24 protein-coding genes are annotated in these 23,412 nt (G+C 65.2%); 13 read left to right on the forward strand and 11 right to left on the reverse strand.

Annotated features, from left to right (window positions below; translation table 11 throughout):
• Positions 1-114: 114 nt before the first annotated feature.
• Together IAQ70_RS12440 and IAQ70_RS12445 are read left to right on the forward strand one after the other, a co-directional pair.
• Positions 115-534, forward strand: coding sequence for a YciI family protein (locus IAQ70_RS12440; protein ID WP_190989657.1), 420 nt, complete (start codon positions 115-117; stop codon positions 532-534).
• Positions 535-569: 35 nt separating this feature from the next.
• The gene (locus tag IAQ70_RS12445; RefSeq protein WP_317983650.1) at positions 570-1,817 is read left to right on the forward strand and encodes an RNA polymerase sigma factor; all 1,248 of its coding nucleotides are present in this window, start codon (positions 570-572) and stop codon (positions 1,815-1,817) included.
• Positions 1,818-1,932: 115 nt separating this feature from the next.
• Here IAQ70_RS12445 and IAQ70_RS12450 read toward each other — a convergent pair whose 3' ends face one another.
• The 10 genes from IAQ70_RS12450 to IAQ70_RS12495 all read right to left on the reverse strand — a co-directional run bounded on the left by IAQ70_RS12450 (position 1,933) and on the right by IAQ70_RS12495 (position 14,427).
• A complete protein-coding gene (locus tag IAQ70_RS12450) occupies positions 1,933-3,804 on the reverse strand; it encodes an IucA/IucC family protein (RefSeq protein WP_190989659.1) in 1,872 nt (623 codons plus the stop codon).
• A 62-nt stretch (positions 3,805-3,866) separates the two neighbouring features.
• A complete protein-coding gene (locus tag IAQ70_RS12455) occupies positions 3,867-4,457 on the reverse strand; it encodes a GNAT family N-acetyltransferase (RefSeq protein WP_190989615.1) in 591 nt (196 codons plus the stop codon).
• Complete coding sequence (locus IAQ70_RS12460) at positions 4,454-5,881, reverse strand: lysine N(6)-hydroxylase/L-ornithine N(5)-oxygenase family protein (protein WP_190989616.1); 1,428 nt, start codon at positions 5,879-5,881, stop codon at positions 4,454-4,456. Before IAQ70_RS12460 ends, IAQ70_RS12455 begins: the two co-directional genes overlap by 4 nt.
• Positions 5,878-7,497 carry a pyridoxal phosphate-dependent decarboxylase family protein gene (locus IAQ70_RS12465; RefSeq protein WP_190989617.1) on the reverse strand — a complete coding sequence of 540 codons (1,620 nt, stop codon included), beginning with the start codon at positions 7,495-7,497 and terminating at the stop codon, positions 5,878-5,880. Before IAQ70_RS12465 ends, IAQ70_RS12460 begins: the two co-directional genes overlap by 4 nt.
• 191 nt (positions 7,498-7,688) lie before the next feature.
• The gene (locus IAQ70_RS12470; RefSeq protein WP_190989618.1) at positions 7,689-8,018 is read right to left on the reverse strand and encodes a GNAT family N-acetyltransferase; all 330 of its coding nucleotides are present in this window, start codon (positions 8,016-8,018) and stop codon (positions 7,689-7,691) included.
• A gap of 44 nt (positions 8,019-8,062) precedes the next feature.
• Positions 8,063-9,382, reverse strand: a complete 1,320-nt coding sequence (locus IAQ70_RS12475) for an acyltransferase family protein (protein ID WP_190989619.1) — start codon at positions 9,380-9,382, stop codon at positions 8,063-8,065.
• A 182-nt stretch (positions 9,383-9,564) separates the two neighbouring features.
• Positions 9,565-10,416 carry a class II fructose-bisphosphate aldolase gene (locus IAQ70_RS12480; RefSeq protein ID WP_190989620.1) on the reverse strand — a complete coding sequence of 284 codons (852 nt, stop codon included), beginning with the start codon at positions 10,414-10,416 and terminating at the stop codon, positions 9,565-9,567.
• A complete protein-coding gene (locus IAQ70_RS12485) occupies positions 10,416-11,882 on the reverse strand; it encodes a GntP family transporter (protein ID WP_190989621.1) in 1,467 nt (488 codons plus the stop codon). The genes IAQ70_RS12480 and IAQ70_RS12485 overlap by 1 nt, the downstream gene beginning before the upstream one ends.
• A 63-nt stretch (positions 11,883-11,945) precedes the next feature.
• Positions 11,946-12,848, reverse strand: coding sequence for an NAD(P)-dependent oxidoreductase (locus IAQ70_RS12490; protein ID WP_190989622.1), 903 nt, complete (start codon positions 12,846-12,848; stop codon positions 11,946-11,948).
• Positions 12,849-12,870: 22 nt separating this feature from the next.
• A complete protein-coding gene (locus IAQ70_RS12495) occupies positions 12,871-14,427 on the reverse strand; it encodes a four-carbon acid sugar kinase family protein (RefSeq protein ID WP_190989623.1) in 1,557 nt (518 codons plus the stop codon).
• Between the two features lie 146 nt (positions 14,428-14,573).
• Between IAQ70_RS12495 and IAQ70_RS12500 the strand changes: the two genes are divergently transcribed.
• From IAQ70_RS12500 to IAQ70_RS12520, 5 genes are all read left to right on the forward strand, one after another.
• Positions 14,574-15,278, forward strand: coding sequence for a FadR/GntR family transcriptional regulator (locus IAQ70_RS12500; RefSeq protein ID WP_190989624.1), 705 nt, complete (start codon positions 14,574-14,576; stop codon positions 15,276-15,278).
• 103 nt (positions 15,279-15,381) lie between these two features.
• Positions 15,382-15,591: a dodecin gene (locus IAQ70_RS12505; protein WP_190989625.1), complete on the forward strand. Its 210-nt coding sequence runs from the start codon at positions 15,382-15,384 to the stop codon at positions 15,589-15,591.
• Between the two features lie 198 nt (positions 15,592-15,789).
• Positions 15,790-16,611 (forward strand): aldo/keto reductase, encoded by an 822-nt coding sequence (locus IAQ70_RS12510; protein ID WP_190989626.1) that lies wholly within the window; start codon positions 15,790-15,792, stop codon positions 16,609-16,611.
• Positions 16,612-16,692: 81 nt separating this feature from the next.
• Positions 16,693-17,664: an aldo/keto reductase gene (locus IAQ70_RS12515; RefSeq protein ID WP_190989627.1), complete on the forward strand. Its 972-nt coding sequence runs from the start codon at positions 16,693-16,695 to the stop codon at positions 17,662-17,664.
• A complete protein-coding gene (locus IAQ70_RS12520; protein ID WP_407682584.1) occupies positions 17,658-18,698 on the forward strand; it encodes an NAD-dependent epimerase/dehydratase family protein in 1,041 nt (346 codons plus the stop codon). Before IAQ70_RS12515 ends, IAQ70_RS12520 begins: the two co-directional genes overlap by 7 nt.
• Before the next feature lie 23 nt (positions 18,699-18,721).
• Here the strand turns inward: IAQ70_RS12520 and IAQ70_RS12525 are convergent, their stop codons facing one another.
• Positions 18,722-19,111: a nuclear transport factor 2 family protein gene (locus IAQ70_RS12525; protein ID WP_190989628.1), complete on the reverse strand. Its 390-nt coding sequence runs from the start codon at positions 19,109-19,111 to the stop codon at positions 18,722-18,724.
• A gap of 190 nt (positions 19,112-19,301) precedes the next feature.
• Here IAQ70_RS12525 and IAQ70_RS12530 point away from each other — a divergent pair, with 190 nt between their 5' ends.
• From IAQ70_RS12530 to IAQ70_RS12555, 6 genes are all read left to right on the forward strand, one after another.
• Positions 19,302-19,793, forward strand: a complete 492-nt coding sequence (locus IAQ70_RS12530; protein WP_190989629.1) for a DUF2975 domain-containing protein — start codon at positions 19,302-19,304, stop codon at positions 19,791-19,793.
• Positions 19,793-20,020: a helix-turn-helix domain-containing protein gene (locus IAQ70_RS12535; protein ID WP_190989630.1), complete on the forward strand. Its 228-nt coding sequence runs from the start codon at positions 19,793-19,795 to the stop codon at positions 20,018-20,020. The genes IAQ70_RS12530 and IAQ70_RS12535 overlap by 1 nt, the downstream gene beginning before the upstream one ends.
• A gap of 19 nt (positions 20,021-20,039) precedes the next feature.
• A complete protein-coding gene (locus IAQ70_RS12540) occupies positions 20,040-20,873 on the forward strand; it encodes an aldo/keto reductase (protein ID WP_190989631.1) in 834 nt (277 codons plus the stop codon).
• Positions 20,874-21,008: 135 nt separating this feature from the next.
• Entirely contained in the window at positions 21,009-21,275 is a 267-nt protein-coding gene (locus IAQ70_RS12545; protein ID WP_190989632.1) for a GlsB/YeaQ/YmgE family stress response membrane protein, read from the forward strand.
• 110 nt (positions 21,276-21,385) lie between these two features.
• The gene (locus IAQ70_RS12550) at positions 21,386-21,865 is read left to right on the forward strand and encodes a hypothetical protein (RefSeq protein WP_190989633.1); all 480 of its coding nucleotides are present in this window, start codon (positions 21,386-21,388) and stop codon (positions 21,863-21,865) included.
• 188 nt (positions 21,866-22,053) lie between these two features.
• Positions 22,054-22,752: a DUF2510 domain-containing protein gene (locus tag IAQ70_RS12555; protein ID WP_190989634.1), complete on the forward strand. Its 699-nt coding sequence runs from the start codon at positions 22,054-22,056 to the stop codon at positions 22,750-22,752.
• Positions 22,753-23,412 lie beyond the last annotated feature (660 nt).

A 23,412-nucleotide genomic window follows, 5' to 3' on the forward strand; every position in this document is an offset into this window, starting at 1 on the left:
CTGTCGGATTCTGCGCCAGGAATTTTTCGGTTTCTGTCGATCAGGCCTCGCGCCGTTCGACCTGTGGGTGAGAAGGTCGAAGGGCGACCTTCCACCACCAAGGAGATGATTGTGATGGCCAAGTACATGCTGATCATGCGGGCAACTGACGAGTCCCTCGCGAAGTTCAAAGACGTCGATTTCGCCGAAGCCATGAACGCCATGGGCAAGTTCAACGACGAACTGATCCACGCAGGCGTGCTGCTGGCAGCCGAAGGCCTCGACGACGCCCAGGAGGGCGTTGTGGTGGATTTCACCGGCGAAACGCCGGTGGTCACCGACGGCCCGTATGGGGAAACGAAGGAGCTCTTCAACGGCTTCTACCTGCTGGACGTGGCTTCGAAGGAGGAGGCCGTCGAATGGGCCAAGCGGGCACCCATGACGGCAGGCACCAAGACCGAAATCCGCCGGGTGCCCACCATCGATGAGTTCCCGCAGGACAACGAATGGATCCAAAAGGAACGCGCCTGGCGCGAGCAGACCGGACAGCTCTGACCGGGCAGCAACGACGCGACAGCGGCGGACCGGCTGTGGGTGCCAACGCGGCAAGGGGCGCCGTCGAGGCTGTGTGGCGGATGGAGTCTGCCCGCATCGTCGGCGCCCTGGCGCGCTACACGGGCGACTTCCCGCTGGCCGAGGATCTCGCGCAGGAGGCACTCGCGGAGGCACTTGTCTCCTGGTCCGTCAACGGGGTGCCTGCCGAACCGGCCGGGTGGCTGCTCACCACGGGCCGCCGGCGCGCGATTGACGCGTTCCGGCGGCGTGCCGCCAGGGATGAAAAGTACGCCCTCCTGGCGCGCGACCTCTCGGTAGAGGAACCCGGAGCGGACGCACTGTTCGACCCCGCCGCCATCAACGACGACGTCCTGTCCCTGATGTTCATCTCCTGCCACCCGGTGTTGTCCAAGGAGGCCAGGATCGCATTGACGCTGCGGGTGGTCGCAGGCCTGGCCAGCAACGAAATCGCCAAGGCTTTCCTGGTGCCGGTGGCCACCATCCAGGCACGCATCACGCGCGCCAAGAAGACACTGGCCGCCGCGAAGGTGCCGTTCGCCGTACCCGAACCGGACGAGTTGGCCGCACGGCTCGGCTCAGTGCTTCAGGTCATCTACCTGATCTTCACGGAGGGCTCTTTCGCGTCCGGAGGTGATGACTGGATCCGCACGGACCTGGCCGGCGAAGCCCGCCGCCTGGCCCGGGTGCTGGTCCGGATCTCGCCCGAACCCGAGGTATTCGGGCTGGTGGCGCTGCTGGAGCTCACCGCCGCGAGGTTCCCGGCCCGGCTCGATGCTTCCGGCCAGCCGGTGCTGCTGGAGGACCAGGACCGACGGCGGTGGGATCGGTCCGCGATCAGGCGCGGACGTGGGGCCCTCGCCCGCGCGGCGGGGTCCGGGCGCGGACTGGGGGCTTACGGACTCCAGGCGTCCATCGCCGAGTGCCACGCGGTGGCGCCTTCCGTGGCCGGGACGGACTGGTCGCGGATCGTCATCCTCTACGAAGCCCTCGGCCGGCTGGCCCCTTCCCCGATCGTGGAGCTCAACCGTGCCGTTGCGGTGGCGATGGCGTCCGGTCCGGCGCAGGGCCTGAAGGTCGTGGACGCGATCGCGGCACGCGGTGAGCTGGCAGGCTCGCACCTTCTCCCCTCCGTCCGCGGCGAATTGCTCGCCCGGCTGGGCCGGCGTGAAGACGCGCGGTCTGCACTCTTGGAGGCCGTGGGGCTGTGCGGGAACGCCGTTGAACGGGCTGCGCTGGAGCGGAAGGTGGACGGGCTCAGCTGAGGACTGAGCCCGCCGCCGGATTCTGCGCCGTCATTCCGGCAATCCCCCGGCCCGGGCCCGGAACCACGGGCGCGGCCAGCCGAAGCCGGCGAATGATGGCGCAGAATCCGACGCGCTAGGCGAACCTTGCCAGCGGGTTGACGAGCCGGCCGGCCATCTGCAGCCCGCCGGAGGGATCCGTGAGGTCCAGCATCTGCTGGTTGTTCCGCAGCTGGAGCCGGTTCAGGCACGACAGTTCGAAGTCCGGCGCGAACAGGTCATGGCGGGCGAACTGGTCGGCCAGTTCGGGGTGTTCCGCCTGATAGTCCTTGATGGCCCGGGCCGCGGTGCCCCAGAACTCGTCCTCGCTGAGCTTCCCGTCCTCCACCAGCAGTGCCCCAAGGAAGCGGAAGATGCAGTCGAAGACGTCCGTGAAGATGGCCAGCACTTTCTCTCCGTCCGGGATGTCGGCTTTGATCCGTGCAACGTCCCCGGGAAGGTCAAGCCTGTCCCCCATCACCACGATTTCCTCGGCGATGTCCTTCATGATGGCCTGGACTGGCACGCCGTTCTCCAGCACCAGGATCACGTTCTCGCCGTGCGGCATAAACGCGAGTTCGTACTGGTACAGGCAGTGCACCAGCGGGACGAGGTAGGCCTCGAAGTAGCGTTGCAGCCACTCCACAGGTTCCAGCCCGGAACGCTCCATGAGAGCGGACACCATCGGTTTGCCGGCAGAATCGGTGTGCAGCAGCGAAGCCATGGTGGCCAACTGCTGGCGGTCCCCCAGCAAGGTGAGCGGACTCTCCCGCCACAGCGCGGACAGCATCTTCCGGTACGGCGAACCCTTTGCCGACGCGGCCTCGTAGTAGCCGTTGTGGTAGCCGATGGCCGCGGTCTCACTAATCATGGCCAGGCCGCGCTTCTGCAGTGCTTTGTCCGTCAGGATCAGTTGCTGCAGCCAGTCATTGATGGCGGGCGTGGCCTTCATGTACTGCGGCGAAAGCCCCCGCATGAAGCCCATATTCAGGACGGACATGGCGGTTTTGACGTAGCTCCTGGCCGGGTGGCTCGTATTGAAGAACGTGCGGATGGACTGCTGGGCCTGGTAGCTGTCCTTTCCCGTCCCCAGGTGGATAATGTGCTGCTGCGCGATCTCGGCCGCGAAAGTTACGGTCAGCTTGTTCTCCCACTGCCACGGGTGGACCGGCATCAGGAAGTACTCGGCGGGGTCCACGCCCTGGGCCCTGAATTCGGCATCAAAGGACAGCATGGCCTCGGCACCGAGCTCAGCTTCCATGTGGGCACGGTAGTTGAGCCGGGCGCTGGCGGTGAAAACAGCCTTGCTGCGGTGCACTCCGATCCATTCGAGGCGGACCGGAGCCCCGGTCTCCGGGGCAAAGGCCCGGTAATCACTGATACCGAAGCCCAAACGGCCGTTGTTGGCCACAAAGCACGGATGGCCCTCCGTCATGCTGCGCTCGATGGCCTGGAAGTCGGCGGCAACATCCGCGCCGCCGGTCACCCCTGCTGCGAGTTCCTGGGCGGTCGGCTGCCCCAGCCACTGCTTGTACGAGTGACCGGCCAGGGTGCTGCTGATCTCCTCCAGGTACACCGGGAGCATCTCCTCGCGGATTCCCAGGGTGTCGCGGAATTCAGTGATGAAGAGCAAGGCGTCGGGCGCAGCATCCTCGCCGCTCCGCGTACAGCGGATGGAGGAAGCGTCCACCGACCAGTGCTCCAGCTCCAGGACGCGGGCGGCGAACGAGTACGCGGTTGAGCCGTCGTCGCTGCGGACCACGTAGGCCGCAGGATCGGCCGGGTGGTCCGCGTCAGGGCCGGACCCGGAGCCCAGCCGCTGCGGCTTGAGGATCCGCTCGTGCAGGAATTCGGCGAGCGCCTTGCGGACCAGGTGGCGGTTGGCCACAGCCCAGCGCTCCGGCGAGAGGTGTGGGACGGCGTTCCCGGTGCTTGCGGTGTAGGCAGTGCCGGCGGAGTTGGCTCGCAGTGCAGCGGCGGCGGCGCCGGCGCCCGAGCCCAGCTCAGCGCTGGTGAAAGTCTCGATGGTGGTCACAGTGTGGCTCCCTGGTGGGCGGGGCGGGACAGGGCCCGGGGTTGGGGTTCGGGTTGGTGCAGCGCCTCACGGGCGGCGTGATAGTCGGAGCGGGTGCAGAAGCTGAGCAGCGCTTCCTTGTCCGGCAGGGTGATGATCCCTGCCGGCTGGAAGCCCAGCCGCTCATTGAGCACGTGGATCCTGGTATTCCTGGCGTCCGGCTCCACCACCACACGGTCAATACCCGGGTCCAGGAACAGGCGTTCCAGGACCGCGTCCATCACCGCGGTGGTGTATCCCGGCGTGGGAGCTCCCGACGGCGGCGCCACCAGCAGGTGCATGCCGATATCACCGGGCTGCACCGCGTAAGCCGCGGCCAGCGGTGAGGCGGACGGCAGGTACTCCTCCATGAGGAAGGCGGGGACGCCGCCGTCGAGCCCGAAGACAGCATGGTGATGCCCGGTTGCCTGGATTTTTGAGTACTCCTCCACAACCGCCTCAACGGTGGCGGACTGCATGCACCAGAAGGCGGCATAGGGCTGGGTCACCCAGCTGTGGAGGAGGGGTGCATCGGCCACGGCGTCAACACAGCGGAAGGTGAAGCTCATGCCGGCACCCCGGCTTTCCGCATGGAGGAAGGCTCAGCCGGGGCCGGGGCCGAGCGTGGCACACTTTCGGGCGGGCCGAACTGCTGGAACGCGATGCTGCGCTCCACCGGGTAGACCTCGCGGCCGGTGATTTCGCGCAGGATGCACGAGTTGCGGTAGGCGGCCATGCCCAGGTCCGGGGTGACGAAGCCGTGCGTGTGCAGCTCGGCGTTCTGCACGAAGACCTCGCCGGGTTCGACGCCGGCGCTGTAGTTGCGGGACACGGCGAACCGGCCCGCGGAGTCGCGGGCGATCCGGTCTTGAATCCCAGCCAGGAAGCCAGGTTCCTGGTAGGTGTAGCCGGTCGCCAGGACCACTGCCTCGGTGTCGAGCGTGTAGTCGGCGCCCTGTTCCTCGTGCCGAAGCTGCAGGGTATACGACCCGGCGGTGTGGGTACCTGCGTCGCGGGATCCGGCCGCGCCATCCCATGCGGCGCCCGTCAGCGACGAATGCGTGAGGAGCTGGGTGTCCACCAGGCCAGAGAGACTCTTGGTGTAGAGGAGGTCGTAGATGGCGTCGATGAGCTCGGAGTTGATGCCCTTGTAGAGGTTCTTCTGGCTCTTGATGAGGCCGTCGCGCTGGTCCTGCGGCAGCCCGTGGAAGTAATCCACGTATTCGGGTGAAGTCATTTCCAACGTGAGCTTGGTGTACTCCAGCGGGAAGAACCGCCCGGACCGGGTGACCCAGTTCAGCTGGTACCCATGTGTGTCGATGTCCTGCAGCAGTTCGTAGTAGATCTCCGCCGCACTCTGGCCGCTGCCCACGATGGTGATACTGCGTCTGGCCTGCAGCTCACTCTTCCTCGAGAGGTAGTCGGCGTTGTGGAGGACAAGTCCCCCGCCGCCGTTTGTGGCCGATTCGACTATTCCGTCACAGGCCGCCGGAACATAGGGCGCAGTACCGGTGCCCAGCACCAGGCGCCGCGCCAGCAGCACCTCCGGCCCGTCCGGACCTTTCACCGAAAGCCGGTACACGCCGGCGTCGTACGTTACATCCAGCACACTCGTGCTAAAACGTACGGACCGCAGCTGCCCGGCCACCCACTGGCAGTACTGGTTGTACTCGGCACGCAGCGGATAGAAGTTTTCGCGGATATAGAAGCGGTACAGCCGCCCCGTCTGCTTGAGGAAATTCAGGAACGAGTAGGGCGAGGTGGGATCGGCCAGTGTCACCAGGTCGGCCATGAACGGCACTTGAAGGTGGGCCGGCTCCAGCATCATGCCGGGGTGCCAGTCGAAGGATTCCCGCTGTTCCAGGAAGATGCCGTCCAGCCCGTCGATCGGCTCGCTGAGCGCGGCAAGGCCCAGGTTGAAGGGGCCGACGCCGATCCCGGCGAAGTCGTAGATGCGCGGTTCAGTGGAGGTGCTCAAGTCAGGGGTGCTCATGCGCCGACTCCCCTGGTGCCGCCGTCGGCCAGCAGTTGGGCGCCGGTGCGGCGGAGCAGGTCAATGATCTCGCCGATGTCCTCAAGGGTTGCCTCGGCGTTGAGGAGGGTGAACTTCAGGTAGTGCCTGCCCGCAACTTTGGTGCCGGCTACAACGGCCTTACCGGACGCGAAGACGGCGGCGCGAATGGAGGGGTTGACGGAGTCGGCCGCATCCTCGGAGAGCCGATCGCCGTCGCCGGCCACCCGCGGCCGGTACCGGAAGACTAGCGTGCTGAGCTGCGGTTCGGCGGCGAGCTCGAAGTCATCGTCGGCCGCCAGCACGGATCCCACGCGGGCGGCGAGGTCAATCGCCTCGTCAAACAGGGCGCCGATGGCATCCGCGCCCATGATGCGCAGTGTCAGCCACAGCTTGAGCGCGTCGAAGCGCCGGGTGGTCTGGATGCTCTTGTCCACCTGGTTGGGGATCTCGGCCCGGGCGGCGCTTTCCGGATTCAGGTAGTCCGCGTAGTAAGTGACGTGCTGCAGCATGGCACGGTCACGAACCAGCAGAGCGCTGGAGCTGACAGGCTGGAAGAAGGTTTTGTGGAAGTCCACGGTGACGGAATCGGCCAGCCGGGTCCCGTCCAGCAGGTGGCGGTAGCGGCCGGACACCATCAGCCCGCCGCCGTAGGCCGCATCGACGTGGAACCAGGCTCCGTATGCGCGGGCCAGCGCGGCGAGCTCCGCGAGCGGATCCACCGCGCCGAAGTCGGTGGTCCCAGCGGTGGCCACCACCGCCATCGGGACCAGCCCGGCGTCGTGCGTTTCCGCCATGGCCTCGGCGAGCGCGGCCGGGTCCATCTTGTGGTCCGCCGCGCACGGGACGGAGATGACGGCGTCGAAACCCATGCCCAGCATGGAGGCTGACTTCCGGATGCTGAAGTGGCTGTCTGCCGACGTGAAAATCCGCAGCTTTTCCAGCAGTGCGGGCAACCGGAGTCCAGCGTTGGCCGGCTTCTGCCGCAGGCCCGCTACAGCGTGGTTGCGGGCGATCAGGAGTGCCTGCAGGTTGGACTGGCTGCCGCCCGAGGTGAACACACCGTCGGCGGCGGCCCCCAGCTGCAGCCGCTCGGCGGTCCAGTCGATGAGCCGGCGCTCGATCATAGTGGCGCCGACGCTCTGGTCCCAGGTGTCCATCGAGGAGTTCACGGCAGAGAGGATGGCCTCACCCACCAGCGCCGGAATGACCACGGGGCAGTTCAGGTGGGCGGCGTACTTGGCGTCGTGGAAATAGACGGCATCACGAAGATAGACGGACTCAAGCTCTTCCAGGGCGGCGGCAGTGTCCGGGAGCGGCCGGTCCAGGTCCACCGCACCGATGCGTGCCCTCATTTCAGCAGGCCCGACGCCGGTGAAGGGCCGGGTGGTGCGGTCCAGTTTGGTGGCGACGACGTTGACGCCCTGCAGCACCTGCGCTACGTAGCGGGTGGAGTTCCGGGAATTAAACAGATGGTTGGAGGCCGCAAGGGCGAGTTCCACCCGGGAACCGAAGTCCTGCCCGGGCAGGACTTCGGTCACCCGATTTTCATCTGTGTGTATCTCATCTACGCGGGGCAGCAGCGGCACGGCGGTCATCCTTAGTTCGGCATGGGGGTCTAAGCAAGGTAAGCCTTACTTAGGAGACCCTTTCCGTCAAACTTTAGTGACCTATTTATCCTGAACTGTGACAATCCGCGTATTTTTGACGCGCAAGCACGTCATTGACTCGCACTCAACAGCGATCAGGTGCAAACTATCCGGTGCCAAGGACCAATGGCGCCGCGAATCTAGTCCTCCGGCCAGTCGATGTGCTGCTCGTAGCCTTCGTGCTGGCGGAGGTAGCCGGCAATGAACGGGCAATGCGGGATGATCCGCTTTCCCGATGCCACAACGTCGTCCAGGGCGAAGTGTGCGAGGACCTTCCCCAGCCCCTGGCCTTTGAATTCCTCGGCGGTCTCGGTGTGGCTGAAGTCCACATGTCCGGGCCGGTCATCGAAAAAGGACTGGACGGCAACTTTCCCGCCCACCCGCAGCTCGTACCGGTGATGCTCATCATCCCGGACCAGTGAAACGGCGGGGCTGAACTCATCCTCTGTGGAAACCATGTTCTCAGTCATGGTTCGACATTGGCACTAGTTGGCCCCGCTGGCAATGGCCCCGCCTACCCGCCCTGAGCGCGGACGGCACGCCCCGCAGCAACATCACCGGTGACCCGTTCCGGCACCCTGCCCAGCAGCAGCACGGCCAGCACAAAGCAGGCCGCACCGCCTCCAAGCAGTCCCAGCGTCAGTCCGTTGAACGCGGCGTCCGCCACGGGAATGAAGACGGCGACGGCGGCCGTCACCACCGCAGGGGCGGGCCTGCCGCGGGCGTGGACGGACGCCGTCGGACGTTCCTCTAGGTGCCCGAACGCGGCCAGCACGGGCAGCAGCAGGGTGATCACGCCGAGGATGACCAGGGGCCGCGACCACCACCATTCGGCTGTGCCGGCCGCAGGTTTGGGGAAGTCGGTGAGGAGCAGCAGCCCGGACATGCCCGCCAGCAAAGGCAGGTGCCACAGGTACACCGTCATGGCGCGACGCCCGGCTGCCAGGATTATCGCCCGCACCGAGCCCACATTCGACATCCACCCGAGCACGGGCCGGAAGAGCTGCAGTGCGGCCGCTTGGGACACGCCCAGCAGGAACAGGCAGAGATTCGGCGGGTTGAGGTTGACCAGCATGTTTCCCGTGTAGAGGCCCAGTCCGGTCACCACGCCGAGCATCAGATTGGCCGCGACGATAAGTCCCACCAAACCGGAGCTGGTGAGCCGGGCGAAGTGGCCGTCGGCCATCAGGAAGCCCACCTGCTGCACGGCGCACCAGAGGAACACCAGGTTCGCATAGGCGAGAACGGGCAAAGCGCCGCGGAAGCAGTCCACAGCAACAACCAGCGCGGCCAGGACGGCGACAGTCAGCCAGGGCGCACGCGCATGAAAGCAGGCCAACAACGGGATGTTCAGCTGAGCGGCAAGGTAGGCCGCGAGGAACCACAGCGGCATGCCGGCGCCGGTAACTATCAGCTGGACCACCTGCGGGTCCACCCCCGCCAGGAGCGCGGCCCCCAAGCCCAGGAACATGGCCGCCAGGAGCGCCGCCGCCGGCCGGACCAGCCTGAGCAGCCGCGCCCGAGCGAACTCGAAACCGCTGCCGCCGTTGGCCTTGAGCCGCTGCCAGGACTGCAGGCCGGTGGTACCCCCGGTCACGAAAAATAGCGGCATGACCATAAAGATCCAGATGACCGGCACGAACCACGGCTGGTCCCCCAGCGTGTTTTCCGAGGTCACGGTGCCGTCCGCATGCAGGACCGGACTGACCATCATGCAGTGGCCCACCACCACCAGGGCGAGGCAGGCAAACCGGGCAAGGTCGATGCCCGGGTCGCGCCCGTGCCCCGGCCCGTGCGGCTGTGCGGATGGCCCTTGGTCCCTGACATCGCTCACGTGCAATCCTCTACAAGCGCTGAATGCCGTTGCCCTTTTCTATATTGTGCGCGCCGGGCGCGGTGACGGCCAGAAGACGGGGCTGCAGCCGCTGCAACGAAAGTAAAACTGGGGGAGGCCAGGATCATGTGCTGATCCTGGCCTCCCTCCCCCGCGCCGAACCGCCGGGCCCGCACCGAAACTCAGCGGGTGAGCATCCCCAGCGCCGACCCTGCGAACTCCCTGGCCGAGCTGTTCCAGTGGCCCAGCAGGCCTTGGAGGTTCTCGCCGTCGGCCCGGTGCCCGGGCAGCTGTTCCTGGAGCGTGGACAGCACACCCGTGCGGAGCTCGGTATTGAAGTTGACCTTGCCCACGTTCATGGCGGCAGCCTTCACCAGCTCGCCCGCGGGAATGCCGGACGCGCCGTGTAGCACCAACGGGATGTGGGTCCGCACCGCAATGTCCTGAAGGACGTCCCAGCGCAGCTGCGGCTCGCGCTTGTACTTGCCGTGCACGTTCCCCACGGCCACGGCCAGGAGCTGGGCTCCGGTCCGGGCCACAAAATCCTCCACCTGCGCGGAGTCGGTCAGGCCGGCAACTGCCACACCGGCGGAGTCCGCACCGAAGGCCCGGTCCTCGTCGCCGGCCAGTCCGCCGAGTTCTGCTTCAAGAACGACGTCGGCACCCAGCAAGGCGCGGGCCGCAACCACCAGCGCAATGTTGTCCTCATACGGGAGGGACGAACCGTCGGCGAGGACCGAATCCGCCCCCGCTGCGACGGCGTCGGCCATCACGTCCGGGTCCGAGGCATGGTCCAGCTGGATGGCCACCGGAACGCAGGCTGCATCCGCCAGGCCGCGGAGCGCGGCGATCAGGCGCAGACCGTTGGGTGTGGCGGCGGTTTTGGGGGCCACCAGCAGGATGACGCCCCGGCCGGCATCCTCGGCCGCACCCACCACGGCCAGGGCGGTGGTGAAGTCGTAGCAGGTGAACGCGGGAACGGCCGAGCCCTGCTGCAGGGCTGTGGTGACCAGGTGGTCGAGTCGGGTGCGCATCAGGCGCCCAGGCCTCCCACCAGGATCCAGGCCACGTAGGTCAGGAGGAAGCCGGCGACGCCCAGCACGGTGGTGAGGACGGTCCAGGTTTTGAGGCCGTCGGAAACGGTGAGGCCGTAATAGCGCACCACGGTCCAGAAGCCGGCGTCGGTCACGTGGGACAGGCCCAACGCGCCGAACCCGATGGCGATCACGATCACGGCTATCTGCGCCGGCGAGTAGCCACCTTCCATCACGGCAGAGGTCAGCAGGCCGGTGGTGGTGACGATGGCGACGGTGGCGGAACCCTGGGCTGCACGAAGGGCCAGCGAGATGACGAAGCCGAGCACGATGACCGGCAGGCCCAGGTGGTCCAGCGTCTGGGACAGCGCGGCGCCGATGCCGGAGGTCCGCAGGACCTCACCGAACACGCCGCCAGCTGCGACAACCATGAGGATCGAGGCGATCGGAGGCAGCGCGCCTTCGAAGATCTCGCCGGTTTCCTTCAGGGACCAGTTGCGGCGGACGGCCAGCAGGAAGAAGGACAGTGCCACGGCCACCAGGAGCGCGAAGAACGGGTTGCCGATAAACGCGGCGAGGCCGTACCAGGAGTTGTCCTTGGGGATGGTGAGCGTGCCCAGGGTACCAACGAGGATCTGCACGATGGGCGCTGCGATCAGGAAGATGATCAGGGCCGGGCGGGGCGGGGCGATACCGGCGGCACCGGGGCCCTGGTGGCCCACCTTGACCAGGGAATCGGAGCCGTACTCGTCCACCTGCGCCTTGACGCCGGGGAGCAGTTCGTATTCCTTGCGGTTCATGATGCTGGCCACCCAGTAGGACAGGAAGCCAAGCGGGATGCAGATCAGGAGGGAGATCAGGGTGATGAGGCCGATGTCGGCACCGAACACACCGGCGCCGGCCACGATGCCCGGGTGCGGCGGGACGGCGACGTGGATGGACAGCATGATGCCGGCCATGGGCAGGCCGAACTTGACCGGGTGCACGTTGGCGATCTTCGCGAACGCGTAGACGATCGGGACGAGCACTATGATGCCCACCTCGAAGAACACGGGGATGGCCACCAGGAACCCGACGGCGGTGAGGGCCACCGCGACGCGCTTGGCGCCGAGCTTCTCGGTGAAGTGCGCCGCGAGCGACTGGACGCCGCCGGAAACCTCGATCATCCGGCCCAGGACGGCACCCAGCGCGATCAGCAGGGCAACTTTGCCCATGGTTCCGCCCACGCCGTTGGCAACGACGGTGAAGACGTCCTTCAGCGGAATCTGGGACGCCACGGCCACGGCGATGCTCACCGTCAGCAGGGCCACGAAGGCCTGGATTTTGAAGCGGATGATCATCACCAGCAGGACGGCGATGCCGAGGGCGGCGATGGTGAGGAGCAGTGGAGTACCCAGCTCCACTGCGGGTTTGATGGCCGGGGCGTCGGCCGTCCCCACCATCAGCGAGTTAATCAGGGGGTTCATTTCAGGTGTCTCCTTTGACAAGCCAGTCTTCCAGAGGACTGGCAGGATGGCGCTGGTGAGTTGTTAGGCGGGAGTGCGCTTGGTGGGGGCGACAACCTTGATGACGGCTGAGTCGTCTGCGGCGGCGAGGCCCTGGGCCTGGCCGAGGAGGTAGAGCTGCTCAGCCGCGGCGGCAACGGGGGCTGCCAGGCCGGCGGCGCGGGTGGCCTTGCCCACGATGCCCATGTCCTTGACGAAGATGTCCAGGCGGGAGAGGACCTCGGCGCCTTCCTCGGTGTAGGCCTCGAGGATGCGGGGACCGCGGTTGGAGAGCATAAAGGAGCCTGCCGCGCCGGCTTCGAGGGCGGCGAGGGTTTTGGCCTGGTCCAGGCCCAGCGCGTCGGCGAGGGCCATGGCCTCGGCGGCTGCGGCGATGTGGACGCCGCAGAGGAGCTGGTTGACGGTCTTGAGGGCCTGGCCGTCGCCGGGCTTGTCGCCCACCACGGTTAGGGTGGAGGCGAGGAGCTCCAGTGCCGGGTTTGCCTTTTCGCGGGCTTCGGGGGAAGCGCCGACCACGATCAGCAGGTCGCCTTCGCCGGCACGCTTGGGTCCGCCGGAAAGTGGTGCGTCCACGAGCTCGACGCCGTATTCGGCCAGCCTGGCCACGGTGGCGGGGATGGCTTCGGTGCCCACGGTGCTGCCGAGGATGACGACGGCGCCCGGCTCCAGTACGGAGGCCACACCGTTCTCACCGAAGAGGACATCGTTGAGCTGTTCGCCGTTGCGGACCGCGAGCAGGAGCGCGTCGGCGCCCTTGGCGGCTTCGCGGGCGGTAGCGAAAGTGTGGATGCCGGCTTCTTCGGCGAGCTTCAGCCGCGGCTCGGCGATGTCGAAGCCGTGGACGGTCAGCTGGCTGGCGAGGCGGGTGGCCATGGGCAGGCCCATGGCGCCGAGGCCCAGGACGGTGACGGTGTAGTTGCTGGTCATGGTGTTCTCCTTCGAATACTGGCTAGAAAGTGTTGCTGAGCTTGCGGGTGACATCGGCGAGGGACTGGTCGTCGCCCACGTTGCCGGCGAACACGATGTACGGGATGCCCTTGGCGGGGCCGTCAACCGGTTCCCAGAGCGAGACGATGCCCGGCAGCATCGGCCCGCGGACGATGGCGTGCCGGATTTCAAGGCCGTGGGCGGCGACGTCGGAGGACGTGATGCCGCCCTTGGCGATGACGAACCGCGGCGGGAAAGTCTTGAGGGTCCGATTGACGACGGCGACGACGGCGGCGGACACCGTGCGTGCGATCCGCAGGCTTTCGGCGGGGTCGTCAGTTTTGATCAGCAGGCGGCTGGTGTGCACGATGACGTCTCCGCCGCGAAGGGCCTCCACGACCGTTTCCACGGTCTGGACCAGATACGCATCCGCGGCTGTTTCTGTTTCGGCGGCAAGGAGCTTCTCGACGTCGATCTCCACAATCCGCGCAGCGCTGTGCTGTTCAGTAAGGGCCTTGAGCTGGCGCGTGGTGACACCTACGTGGGAGCCCACAACAATCAGGCCGCCAGCCTCGGAGGGTGTGTTGCCGGCGTAGGCCTCGGCGCCGCTGAGCTCAGTGCGGATCTCCTGGCCGATCCGGGCGCGCCCAAACGGCGGGCCCACGCGGTACAGCAACTTCTTGCCGCGCCGTTCGGCTTCTTCCAGGCCCAATGACAGGGCGCGGAGGTCATTCTCGCTGACGATGTCCGCCACGATCGGAGTGGAATCGGCGGCGGGGGCGATGGCATCGGCGATGGCGTTGGCGCTGATGGCAGCACTGACGGCCGGGTCGCCGTCAGGGTTTGCTGCGGTGCCTGCACTGGCTGCACCGGCGCGGATGATGTTCAGGTCCAGGACGATCACGGACTCCGCAGCGAAGCGGCCCTTCGACTTCTCTTCGACGTACTTGGCCAGCTCGGAGTTGGCGTAGCCAAAGCTGGCGTCCTTGGCGAATTCGGTCTGCGCGGCGGGGGTGAGCGTGCCTGCATCGTCGCCCGTACCGCGGGTGTAGTGCACGCCGCCGATGGTCACACGGCCGGCGTCGGGGAATGCGGGAACCAGGACAACGCCGTCGGTCGCTTCGCCGCTGACTTCGGCCACGGTGGCCGCGATGACGTCGGGCTCAAGGGGGTAGTGGCCGCGGAGGGTGGAGTCGCTGCGGCTCACAAACCCGAGGCGCAGGCCGGAGCCAGACCCTGCGTGAACTGACCCTGCGTTTGGGGACCCGGCCGCCGCCAGGGCGTTGCGGACCACTTCCTCGTTACGGACGGCAGCTTCTGCCGGATCCAGGCTCCGGGTGTTCGTCAGCACGTAGACGGCGGCCTTGGCCTGCCCGAAAGCCCAAATGAAATCCTCGACGTCCCAGCGCGTGAGCACCGGCAGATCCGCAACGGACTGCGTACCGGTGGGGTCGTCGTCGAGCACTACCAGCATGCGTGGGGTTTCCGCATTGGAGGTGGCCACGGCGTCGGCAACAAGGCTGGCGGGAATCCGGACTTCGGTCGGGAAGGCGGCCAGGAGGTCTGCTTCAAGCGTCACTGTGCACTCCGTTGTGTGGGGATCTGTCGTCATCATGAGTAACTGTAAGATGTCTGACATCTAACATTTCAAATAGTGTGGCATAGGACATACAAACGCGCAAGTAGACTTGTCAGACATCTGGCGACGGAGGCACAGGGGGACAAATGGCACGGAAATCATTGGTGGGCGTTGTGGCCGACGAACTCCTGGACCGGATCATCGCCGGGGATTTCCCGCCCGGATCCAGTGTGCCCGGCGAGCTTGAGCTAAGCGCCAGGCACGAGGTCAGCCGCATGACCGTGCGCGAAGCCATGAAAACCCTTGAGGCGCAGCGGATCCTGAGTGTGGAACGCGGACGCGGCACCTTTGTGAACCCGCTGAACCGCTGGGCCTCGCTGGAAGCTGTGCTCCGCGCCGCCTCCGAGGGCCAGAACGAGGCCGTGGCCTCCGTGCAGCTCATTGAGCTCCGAAGGATGCTGGAAACCGGAGCCTGCGAATTGGCCGCCTCCCGGATCAGCGACCGGGACATCGAGGCGCTTTTCGGCAATGTCGCGGCCATGCGGCTGGCTCATGAAGTCAACGACGTGGCGGCATTTGTCGAGGCCGACCTCGCCTTCCACGACCTCATCCTGCGCGCTTCGGAAAATGTTTTTGTAGCCGTCCTCTTTGAGCCGTTGCAGCGCGTGCTGGAAAAACGCCGGGCGGAAACGTCGGCCGTGCGCACCATCCAGGAGCACGCCATCGGCCACCACCAGCACATTGCCGAGGCCTTGGAATCACGCGACCCCGCAAAGGCCCGCAAAGCCATGGATTCTCACATGCAGCAAACTTTGGACGATCTCAAGAACCTGGTTCTCGAGGCACCCTGACCCTTTTGGCAACGTCCCGGGCTCTGGCCACGCCCGGAAATCGCTACTAGGGTTTCAAGGACGGCCCGCAACCGGGAATCGAAGGCGATCACGAGGAGCGAAGTTGTCCAATCACACGTACAGCATTACTGAAATTGTCGGCACGTCCGAAGAAGGCGTTGACGCTGCAGTCCGCAACGGCATCGCCGAGGCCAGCAAGACGCTGCGCAATCTTGACTGGTTTGAAGTGAAGGAAATTCGCGGCCACCTCGAGGATGGCAGGATCGCCGACTGGCAGGTGCGGGTCAAGCTCGGCTTCCGCCACGAAGGCTAACCCCGCCTGCTCGCAACGGATGGCATACCTGATGGCCGCGCCCCCGGCGCGGCCATCGGTGTTTAAAACCAGCGGGCGGTGAAGTGGCTGACGGGAGCCGGAAAAATGCATAGGCTCGTACCTGGAGCATTTCCGAAACCGGTTTCCGGTGCGGCCAGACCCCGGGAACCATCTCTTGCAGCAACAAAGGAGTCACCTATGACTGACATCTCGCTGAATAACGGCGTCACCATCCCCCAGCTCGGCTTCGGCGTCTTCCAGGTGCCGCCGGAAGACACGCAGCGAATCGTCGAGGACGCCCTCGACGCCGGCTACCGCCACATCGATACTGCGGCCGCGTACCGCAACGAGGCCGGCGTGGGTGCGGCCATTGCAGCCTCCGGAATTCCGCGCGAAGAACTCTTCATCACCACCAAGCTCCGCAATGGTGACCAGGGCCGGGCACAGGACGCATTCCAGGACAGCCTTACGGCGCTGGGCCTCGAATTTCTGGACCTCTACCTGATTCACTGGCCCGTTCCGTCGCAGGGGCTCTTCGTCCAGGCATGGAAGGAAATGGAGCACCTGTACGCAGGTGAGCAGCTCCGTGCCATCGGAGTCTCCAACTTCCTTTCCGACCATCTGGACACGCTGCTCGAATCCAGTGACGTCGTTCCGGCCGTGAACCAGATTGAGCTTCACCCCAGCTATCAGCAGGCCGGGCTTGCCGCAAAGAGCCGTGCCCTCGGCATCGCAGTGGAGGCTTACAGCCCCCTGGGCCAGGGTGGAGACCTGAACGGAAACGCCGTCACCGCCATCGCGCAGGCCCACCACGCCACCACCGCCCAAGTGGTCCTGGCCTGGCACCTCGCTGCCGGCACCATCGTCATTCCCAAGTCAGCCGACTCCGCACGCATGCGCGAGAACTTTGCTGCCACGTCGCTGGGACTGACCGACGACGAGCTCGCCTCGATCACCGCCCTCGAGCGGGGCGCGCGCATCGGTTCCGATCCCGCCGTCGCAGCTTTCTCGCAGTTCTAGACCCGCTGATCGGGACTGCCGGATACCCCGGCAGTCCCGGACGGGCCTGTCGAAACCAATTCCGGACAGTAAGGATTCCCCGTGCAGTACACGCATCTTGGACGTTCCGGCCTCAAGGTGTCCCGGCTCTGCCTCGGCACCATGAACTTCGGCCCGCATACCGACGAACCCGACGCGCACAAGATCATGGATGCCGCCTCGGACGCCGGCGTCAACTTCTTTGACACTGCCAACGTCTATGGCGGAGCCGGGCACCGGGGCTGGACGGAGGAGATCATCGGGCGCTGGTTCGCCGGGGGTGGCGAGCGCCGGGAACGGACCGTCCTGGCCACCAAGCTTTACGGCACCATGACGGACCGGCCCAACGAGTCCAAGCTCTCGGCCCTGAATATCCGGCGCGCCCTGGATTCCAGCCTCAAGCGCCTGCAGACGGACTACATCGACGTCTACCAGTTCCACCACGTCGACCGGGACACCCCGTGGGACGAAATATGGCAGGCCATCGAGGTTGCCGTCCAGCAGGGCAAAATCCTCTATTCAGGCAGCAGTAACTTCGCCGGCTGGCACCTCGCCCAGGCGCAGGAGGCCGCCCGCCGCCGAAACTACACCGGGCTGGTCAGCGAGCAGTCCATCTACAACCTGCTCCGCCGGGAAGTTGAACTCGAGGTCATTCCCGCCGCACAGCAGTACGGTCTGGGCCTGATCCCGTGGTCCCCGCTCCAAGGCGGGCTCCTCGGCGGAGTGCTGAAAAAAGAAATCGCGGGCGTCCGGCGCACGGAAGGGCGGGCGGCGGAGACGCTCAAGAGTCACCGCGAACAGATTCAGCAGTTCGAGGACTTCGCGGACGAGCTGGGGCACGAACCCGGCGACATCGCGCTCGCCTGGCTGCTCCACCAGCCCGCCGTCACCGCACCGATCGTGGGTCCGCGCACGCAGGAACAGCTCGACGCCGCCATCCGGGCTTTGAATGTCACGCTCGACGACGCAGCACTCAAGAAACTCGACGTTATCTTCCCGGGCCATCGTCCGGCACCGGAAGACTACGCGTGGTGAATCTGCTGGGTCCCGAAGCCGACACGGCGGCACCACGGAACCTCCTCTTCCTTGGCGGCACCGGGGTGATCAGCGCAGCAGCGGCACAACGCGCCGTCGTCCTCGGTCACCGGGTGACAATCCTGAACCGCGGGCAGTCCGGCAAACCGGTGCCGGACGGCGCAGAGGTGCTGCATGCGGACATCCGTGACCGGGAGGCTGTGCGGAGCGTGCTCGCGGGACTGGAGTTCGATGCCGTCGCGGACTTTATTACGTTTACTCCGGATCAGGCGCGGGCCAACGTAGAGCAGTTCCGGGGCCGTACGGGCCAGTACGTGTTCATCAGTACGGCGTCGGCGTACCAAAAGCCGCCCAACCGTTTGCCGATCCTGGAATCCACGCCGTTGAAAAACCCGTTTTGGCAGTATTCGCGGGACAAGATCGCCTGTGAGGACGTGCTGTTCGGGGCCTATCGTTCCGACGACTTTCCGGTCACCGTGGTGCGCCCGTCACACACCTACGACCGCACGAGAGTCGGCCTGCTGGGCGGCTGGACAGACATTCACCGTATGCGCACCGGCCAGCCGGTCATGGTGCACGGCGACGGCACCTCGCTCTGGACGGTGACGCACGCCCGCGACTTCGCGAAGGCGTTCGTTGGACTGCTCGGCAGGCCGCAGGCGGTGGGCGAGAGCTACACCATCACTTCCGACGAATACCTGCCCTGGGACCAGATCTACGGCCTGTTTGCGCGGGCGGCCGGAGTTTCCGAGCCCGAACTGGTCCACATCGCCTCCGAAACCATTGCCGCGCACAGCGCCGGTTACAGTCCTCACCTCGGGCCCGGCCTGCTCGGCGACCGGGCCCATTCGGTGGTGTTCGACAACAGCAAGATCAAGGCCCTGGTGCCCGGATACACGGCCACCATTGCCTTCGCGGACGGAACCCGGGAGATCGTCAACTGGTACGACAGCCACCCTGAACTGCAGTCAGTCGACCACGAGTTCATGGCGCTGAGCGATCGGCTGATTCGGTGGGCACGGAGCGCCGGCTAGCCTTCTTCAACCCAGGGGTCTTTTCAACCCACGGATTCTCTTTCCACCCACTGGGCCCGCCATTCGGGTGCTTCGAAGGCCTCGCTCCAGTACGCCGTCTCCGTAGCGATCCTGCCGTCCCGGAACTCGAAGATGAACACTGTTTCGTACTTCGGGCCGTTGTAATCCAGCAGGGCTTCGGCCACCACCAGGTTCCCGCCGCTCGTCAGCCGGCGCGGCGTGATGGTGGGCAGTTGGGGAAAGGCGTTATAAATCCCCCGCCTGTTTTCCGCGCCGCGGACAACTTCACCGGACTGCGGCCAGTGCATCACCGCGTCGTCGTGAAACAGCTCGTCCATGACCTCTATATGGCGCTCGTTGATGCACGCGATCAACCGGCTGACCACGTTTTCATTTGCGCTTGATTCACCCATTTTTGACCTGATTTCTCTGATCATTCCTGCGGACCGCCGACACTTGAATTGTCCTCCGGAAGCTCGCGCTTTGCCACGCTGACGCCGGGTTGGTCCGTGCAACTTCCGGCGCCAAAGTCTGTTGCAGAACGATTCTATTGTATTGTTATTCGATAGTCATGCATTGACAGTCGATAGCCAAGGAGATCCTATGGGAAAGCCGCTCACAGTCGCCCTGCGCACAATACTGGCGCTGGTGCTCGCCGGTTCGCTGTTCGTCCAGGTGCGGATGGTGCCACTGCTGTCCATCGACCTGGAGGAAGCGGGGACTGAGCCGGGGGTACGCATCCTGGCCCTGGTGATTGTGGTCCTGGGTATCGTCACGGTCCAGGTCACGCTGGTTTGCGTGTGGCGCCTCCTGGCGATGGTGCGGCGGGGAACGGTGTTCTCCCCCGCCGCGTTCCGCTACGTCGATGTCATCTTCGGTGCGGTGGCGGCCGCGTCAGTCCTGGTGTTCGCGCTTGCGGTGATGCTCGCCCCGGGCGACGCCGCACCCGGCATAGTGCTGCTGATTTGCGGCGCCTCGCTGCTGATTGCAGGCGTCGCCCTGATTATCCTCGTGCTCCGGGCACTCTTGGCCCAGGCTGTGGCCCGCGATGCCGAAGCCAACCAGCTGCGCGCTGAGCTGGGCGAGGTCATCTGATGCCGATCGTCGTTGACATTGACGTCATGCTGGCGCGTCGCAAAATGCCTGTGGGCGAACTGGCCGGTCGGATTGGGATTACGCCGGCAAACCTTGCCGTACTAAAGAACGGCCGCGCCAAGGCCGTGCGGTTCACCACCCTGGAAGCGCTGTGCGAAGTCCTCGACTGTCAGCCCGGAGACCTGCTGCGATGGGAACCCGGCGAACCGCAAGACACCACTGCCTGATGCGGGGCAGACTGGTGAAATGACACTTTCACCGCTCATCACACTCAATGACGGCCACACCATCCCGCAATTGGGGCTCGGCACCTGGCCGCTGGACGACGACCAGGTGGCGACCGCCGTCGTCCATGCCCTGGAAACCGGGTACCGGCACATCGATACCGCAGTGAAATACGGCAACGAGGAGGGTGTGGGCAACGGCATCCGCGCCAGCGGCATGGACCGCGGTGAACTGTTTGTAACCACCAAACTGGACGGCCAGTTCCAAGGCGGGGACCGCGCGGCGGCGGGGCTGGAAGGGTCACTGACCCGCATGGGACTGGATTATGTGGACCTCCTGCTCATCCACTGGCCGCTGCCCGCGCGCGACGAGTTTGTCTCCACTTGGAAGACGTTCGAACGGCTGCAGGCCGAGGGGAAAGTCCGGTCGATCGGCGTCTCCAACTTCAAGCCGGCCCACCTGGAGCGGCTTCTGGCCGGGACGGACGTAGTTCCGGCCGTGAATCAGATCCAGCTGAGTCCGGCCATCACCCGGGCCGCGGATCGTGAGTTCAACGCTAAGCACGGAATCGTCACGGAGTCGTACAGCCCGCTGGGTGGTTCCGGAGCGAGCCTGTTGCGGGCTCCGATCTTGGCCCAACTGGGTGAAAAGTACGGCAAAACGCCTGCCCAGATGGTGTTGCGCTGGCATATTGAGCAGGGACTTGTGGTCATTCCAAAATCGGGAAATCCGGAGCGGATGAAGGAGAACCTGGAGATCTTCGATTTCGCCCTGGAGCCGCAGGATCTAGCGGAATTTGCCGCCTTGGACGAGGGCCCCGGCGCCGGGAACGATTCCGACACAACAGGGCACTGAGAGAACCCCGGACCTGCCTTTTGTGGGGATCCGGAGTGGCGAAAAGAAAGTAAGCATGATTACTATTGAGGCAGAGGGATGAAGCGTACCCGGGATCCGGGCACCTCCCTGACTTAGGAAGAGGGAACGACAAAAATGGGCTTCTTTGGATTTCTGATTCTTGGCCTTATTGCCGGTGCTATCGCTAAGGCGATCCTTCCCGGCCGACAGGGTGGCGGAATTTTCATCACATTGCTTCTCGGTGTCGTCGGAGCGTTCCTCGGCGGTTGGCTTGGTAGCCTGCTCTTCAACGCGCCGCTGCAGGAATTCTTCTCCATCCAGACCTGGCTGCTCGCGATCGTGGGCTCCATCATCGTGCTGCTGGTTTACGGCATGATCACGAAGCGCGGCGTCCGCAGCTAACTTCGTCACCGGCATGAAAACCGGCCCGGGGCACTTCCCTGGGCCGGTTTTCTTTTCTTCCGGCAAATCGCGCCGGAGACTGACACCTTCTCAACGGGCAGGAGTTCATTATGAAATCGAAACTTCTTTTGGGTATTGGCATCGCTGCAGGCTACGTCCTGGGATCGCGGTCCGGCCGGGCAGCGTACGACAAGCTGAAGTCCAGGGCAACGGGCATCTGGGACAGTAAGCCCGTCCAGGACAAGGTCAGTGCCGCCACGGAAGCCATCAAGGAAAAGGCTCCCGGGGTTGCGGATCAGCTTGGGGAGGCCGCGCGCAGGGCGGGCACCGTGATCGGGTCCGCCGTCCACCATGACGCGTCCAGCAATGGCAAAGCAAAAACGTCCGACGCCGGCGCCTCGCAAGGTGCGTCGGGCACCGACGGGGACCACGTCCCCGCCCACAGCACCCACCCGGAAACGGTGAACCTCGGGACCTCGGATGTTGAATCCGACCCCGCACTCAACGATACCCAGGGCCAGGACTGGTCCGACGAGGGCGGCGCTACTCCCGCCGGTGCAGCCACGAACGTTGATCCGCGACGGGAGTAATCCAACGGTTCCTTGAGGGTAGGTAACGGCCCAGGCCGCTGCGTGACACAAGCCCTGCGGGAACTGTGCTAAAACTGATTGACCTTGCTGGCCGTCGCGATCCTTGGGGGACGCGGCGGCCGGTGGCGTCTCAGGTGATGGCAACCAAACGGGGCTCATGTGGCCGACCGGCATATTCGGGGGTACATATGAGCACTTCAGGCAACATCCCGGCCGCACCCGCGGGGTGGTACACCGATCCTGCCGGCACAGGACGGCTCCGGTGGTGGGACGGCTCCGCCTGGACGGACCAGTTCAGCACCCCCTCCCAGCAAGGCCCCTATGGCTGGCCTGGGGCTCCCAGCCCGTACGCGGGCGCCAGTCCCTACGCCGGGGGTGGTCAGCCGGCGGGTCCGTATGCGAACGTTCCCGTTGCTTTCCAGCGTCCCCTCCTCAGTCGCGACGCTCCGGTTTACAACCCGCTGATTTGGGTCATCACGCTGCTTCCGTTGCTTTCCACTGTTCTTGTGCTGCTCTGGAACCCGGAGTTCAGGTTCATTGTCGTGGGCCGGCAGCAGACCCTGGATCCGTGGTCGCTCTTCACTCCCACGTACTTCCTCCTGCTCTTCTCGGGCTTCCTCACCTACACGGCTTCTGTGCTGCTTGCTTACTTCGACTCCCAACGGCTCAGGCGTGACGGCGTCGTAAGGCCGTTCCATTGGGCTTGGAGCTTTCTCAGCAGCGCTGTGTACGTCATCGGGCGATCGGTGATCATGGCGAAAGTAGCCCGCGGGCGCGGGCTGGTGCCCATCTGGGTACTGATCGGCGTCGTGGTCCTTAACATCGTGGTGACAAACCTCAAGATGTCCGCGCTGATGTCGTCCATGATCGCGACCATTCCCGCCTGAGCAGGTGTTTGGGCGGGCGAGGACCCGACTCTGGCCGCACACCGCACCGCAGCAGTTCCTGTCGATCTGGATTGCAACACCCTGCTTCAGTAGAATTTAACTGCCTCGGAGCGGACACGATTCGGGTCCTGCACGGGGTCCCGGAAATGGAACGCATCATGCTCGACGACCTGCTTTGTAAGTTAAATATTGGGCATCACTGGCTCGCAGAATCCAATCCTGACGGCACTTTCTACCGGCACTGCGCGAAGTGTGGGAAAGCTGATTTACACAGTAATCGATGGTCAGGGCGCGTTGCGCGTGGAGACCACCGCAGTGACCCGAATAGCGGTCAGTTTATTCTGAGCAACCCGCCCGACTCCTAAATTGTCACACCCTCGCGGCAGAGTCTTCCTATGGAGGCTTTGACGGAGCGGCTTGCGGGGAACGGCGGTAGTTCCGCCGTGCCTGCGCCCGCGAGCCTGGCATCGGCGAGGGTTCCGGGCGCGGACAGTCCAACGCCGGCAATAATGTCGTACCCCCTTGGCAGAGTGTTCCTATGGAGGCTTTAGCGGAGCGGCTCGGGGGGAACGGCGGCAGTTCCGTCCTGCTGGTGCGCGCCGGGTCGCCTGTTGAGGGTGCTTTCACCCCTGAACTATTCGACCCTGAACTACTCGACGC

The organism is Pseudarthrobacter sulfonivorans (assembly GCF_014712225.1).
Taxonomy (GTDB): Bacteria; Actinomycetota; Actinomycetes; order Actinomycetales; family Micrococcaceae; genus Arthrobacter; species Arthrobacter sulfonivorans.

What these genes read in the sequence shown, in the direction of transcription:
- IAQ70_RS12440 (WP_190989657.1), top strand. Translation starts at nt 115, where the DNA reads ATGGCCAAGTACATGCTGATCATGCGGGCAACTGACGAGTCCCTCGCG.
- IAQ70_RS12455 (WP_190989615.1), bottom strand. Translation starts at nt 4,457, where the DNA reads ATGAGCTTCACCTTCCGCTGTGTTGACGCCGTGGCCGATGCACCCCTC.
- IAQ70_RS12460 (WP_190989616.1), bottom strand. Translation starts at nt 5,881, where the DNA reads ATGAGCACCCCTGACTTGAGCACCTCCACTGAACCGCGCATCTACGAC.
- IAQ70_RS12465 (WP_190989617.1), bottom strand. Translation starts at nt 7,497, where the DNA reads ATGACCGCCGTGCCGCTGCTGCCCCGCGTAGATGAGATACACACAGAT.
- IAQ70_RS12470 (WP_190989618.1), bottom strand. Translation starts at nt 8,018, where the DNA reads ATGACTGAGAACATGGTTTCCACAGAGGATGAGTTCAGCCCCGCCGTT.
- IAQ70_RS12480 (WP_190989620.1), bottom strand. Translation starts at nt 10,416, where the DNA reads ATGCGCACCCGACTCGACCACCTGGTCACCACAGCCCTGCAGCAGGGC.
- IAQ70_RS12485 (WP_190989621.1), bottom strand. Translation starts at nt 11,882, where the DNA reads ATGAACCCCCTGATTAACTCGCTGATGGTGGGGACGGCCGACGCCCCG.
- IAQ70_RS12490 (WP_190989622.1), bottom strand. Translation starts at nt 12,848, where the DNA reads ATGACCAGCAACTACACCGTCACCGTCCTGGGCCTCGGCGCCATGGGC.
- IAQ70_RS12500 (WP_190989624.1), top strand. Translation starts at nt 14,574, where the DNA reads ATGGCACGGAAATCATTGGTGGGCGTTGTGGCCGACGAACTCCTGGAC.
- IAQ70_RS12510 (WP_190989626.1), top strand. Translation starts at nt 15,790, where the DNA reads ATGACTGACATCTCGCTGAATAACGGCGTCACCATCCCCCAGCTCGGC.
- IAQ70_RS12525 (WP_190989628.1), bottom strand. Translation starts at nt 19,111, where the DNA reads ATGGGTGAATCAAGCGCAAATGAAAACGTGGTCAGCCGGTTGATCGCG.
- IAQ70_RS12530 (WP_190989629.1), top strand. Translation starts at nt 19,302, where the DNA reads ATGGGAAAGCCGCTCACAGTCGCCCTGCGCACAATACTGGCGCTGGTG.
- IAQ70_RS12535 (WP_190989630.1), top strand. Translation starts at nt 19,793, where the DNA reads ATGCCGATCGTCGTTGACATTGACGTCATGCTGGCGCGTCGCAAAATG.
- IAQ70_RS12540 (WP_190989631.1), top strand. Translation starts at nt 20,040, where the DNA reads ATGACACTTTCACCGCTCATCACACTCAATGACGGCCACACCATCCCG.
- IAQ70_RS12545 (WP_190989632.1), top strand. Translation starts at nt 21,009, where the DNA reads ATGGGCTTCTTTGGATTTCTGATTCTTGGCCTTATTGCCGGTGCTATC.
- IAQ70_RS12550 (WP_190989633.1), top strand. Translation starts at nt 21,386, where the DNA reads ATGAAATCGAAACTTCTTTTGGGTATTGGCATCGCTGCAGGCTACGTC.
- IAQ70_RS12555 (WP_190989634.1), top strand. Translation starts at nt 22,054, where the DNA reads ATGAGCACTTCAGGCAACATCCCGGCCGCACCCGCGGGGTGGTACACC.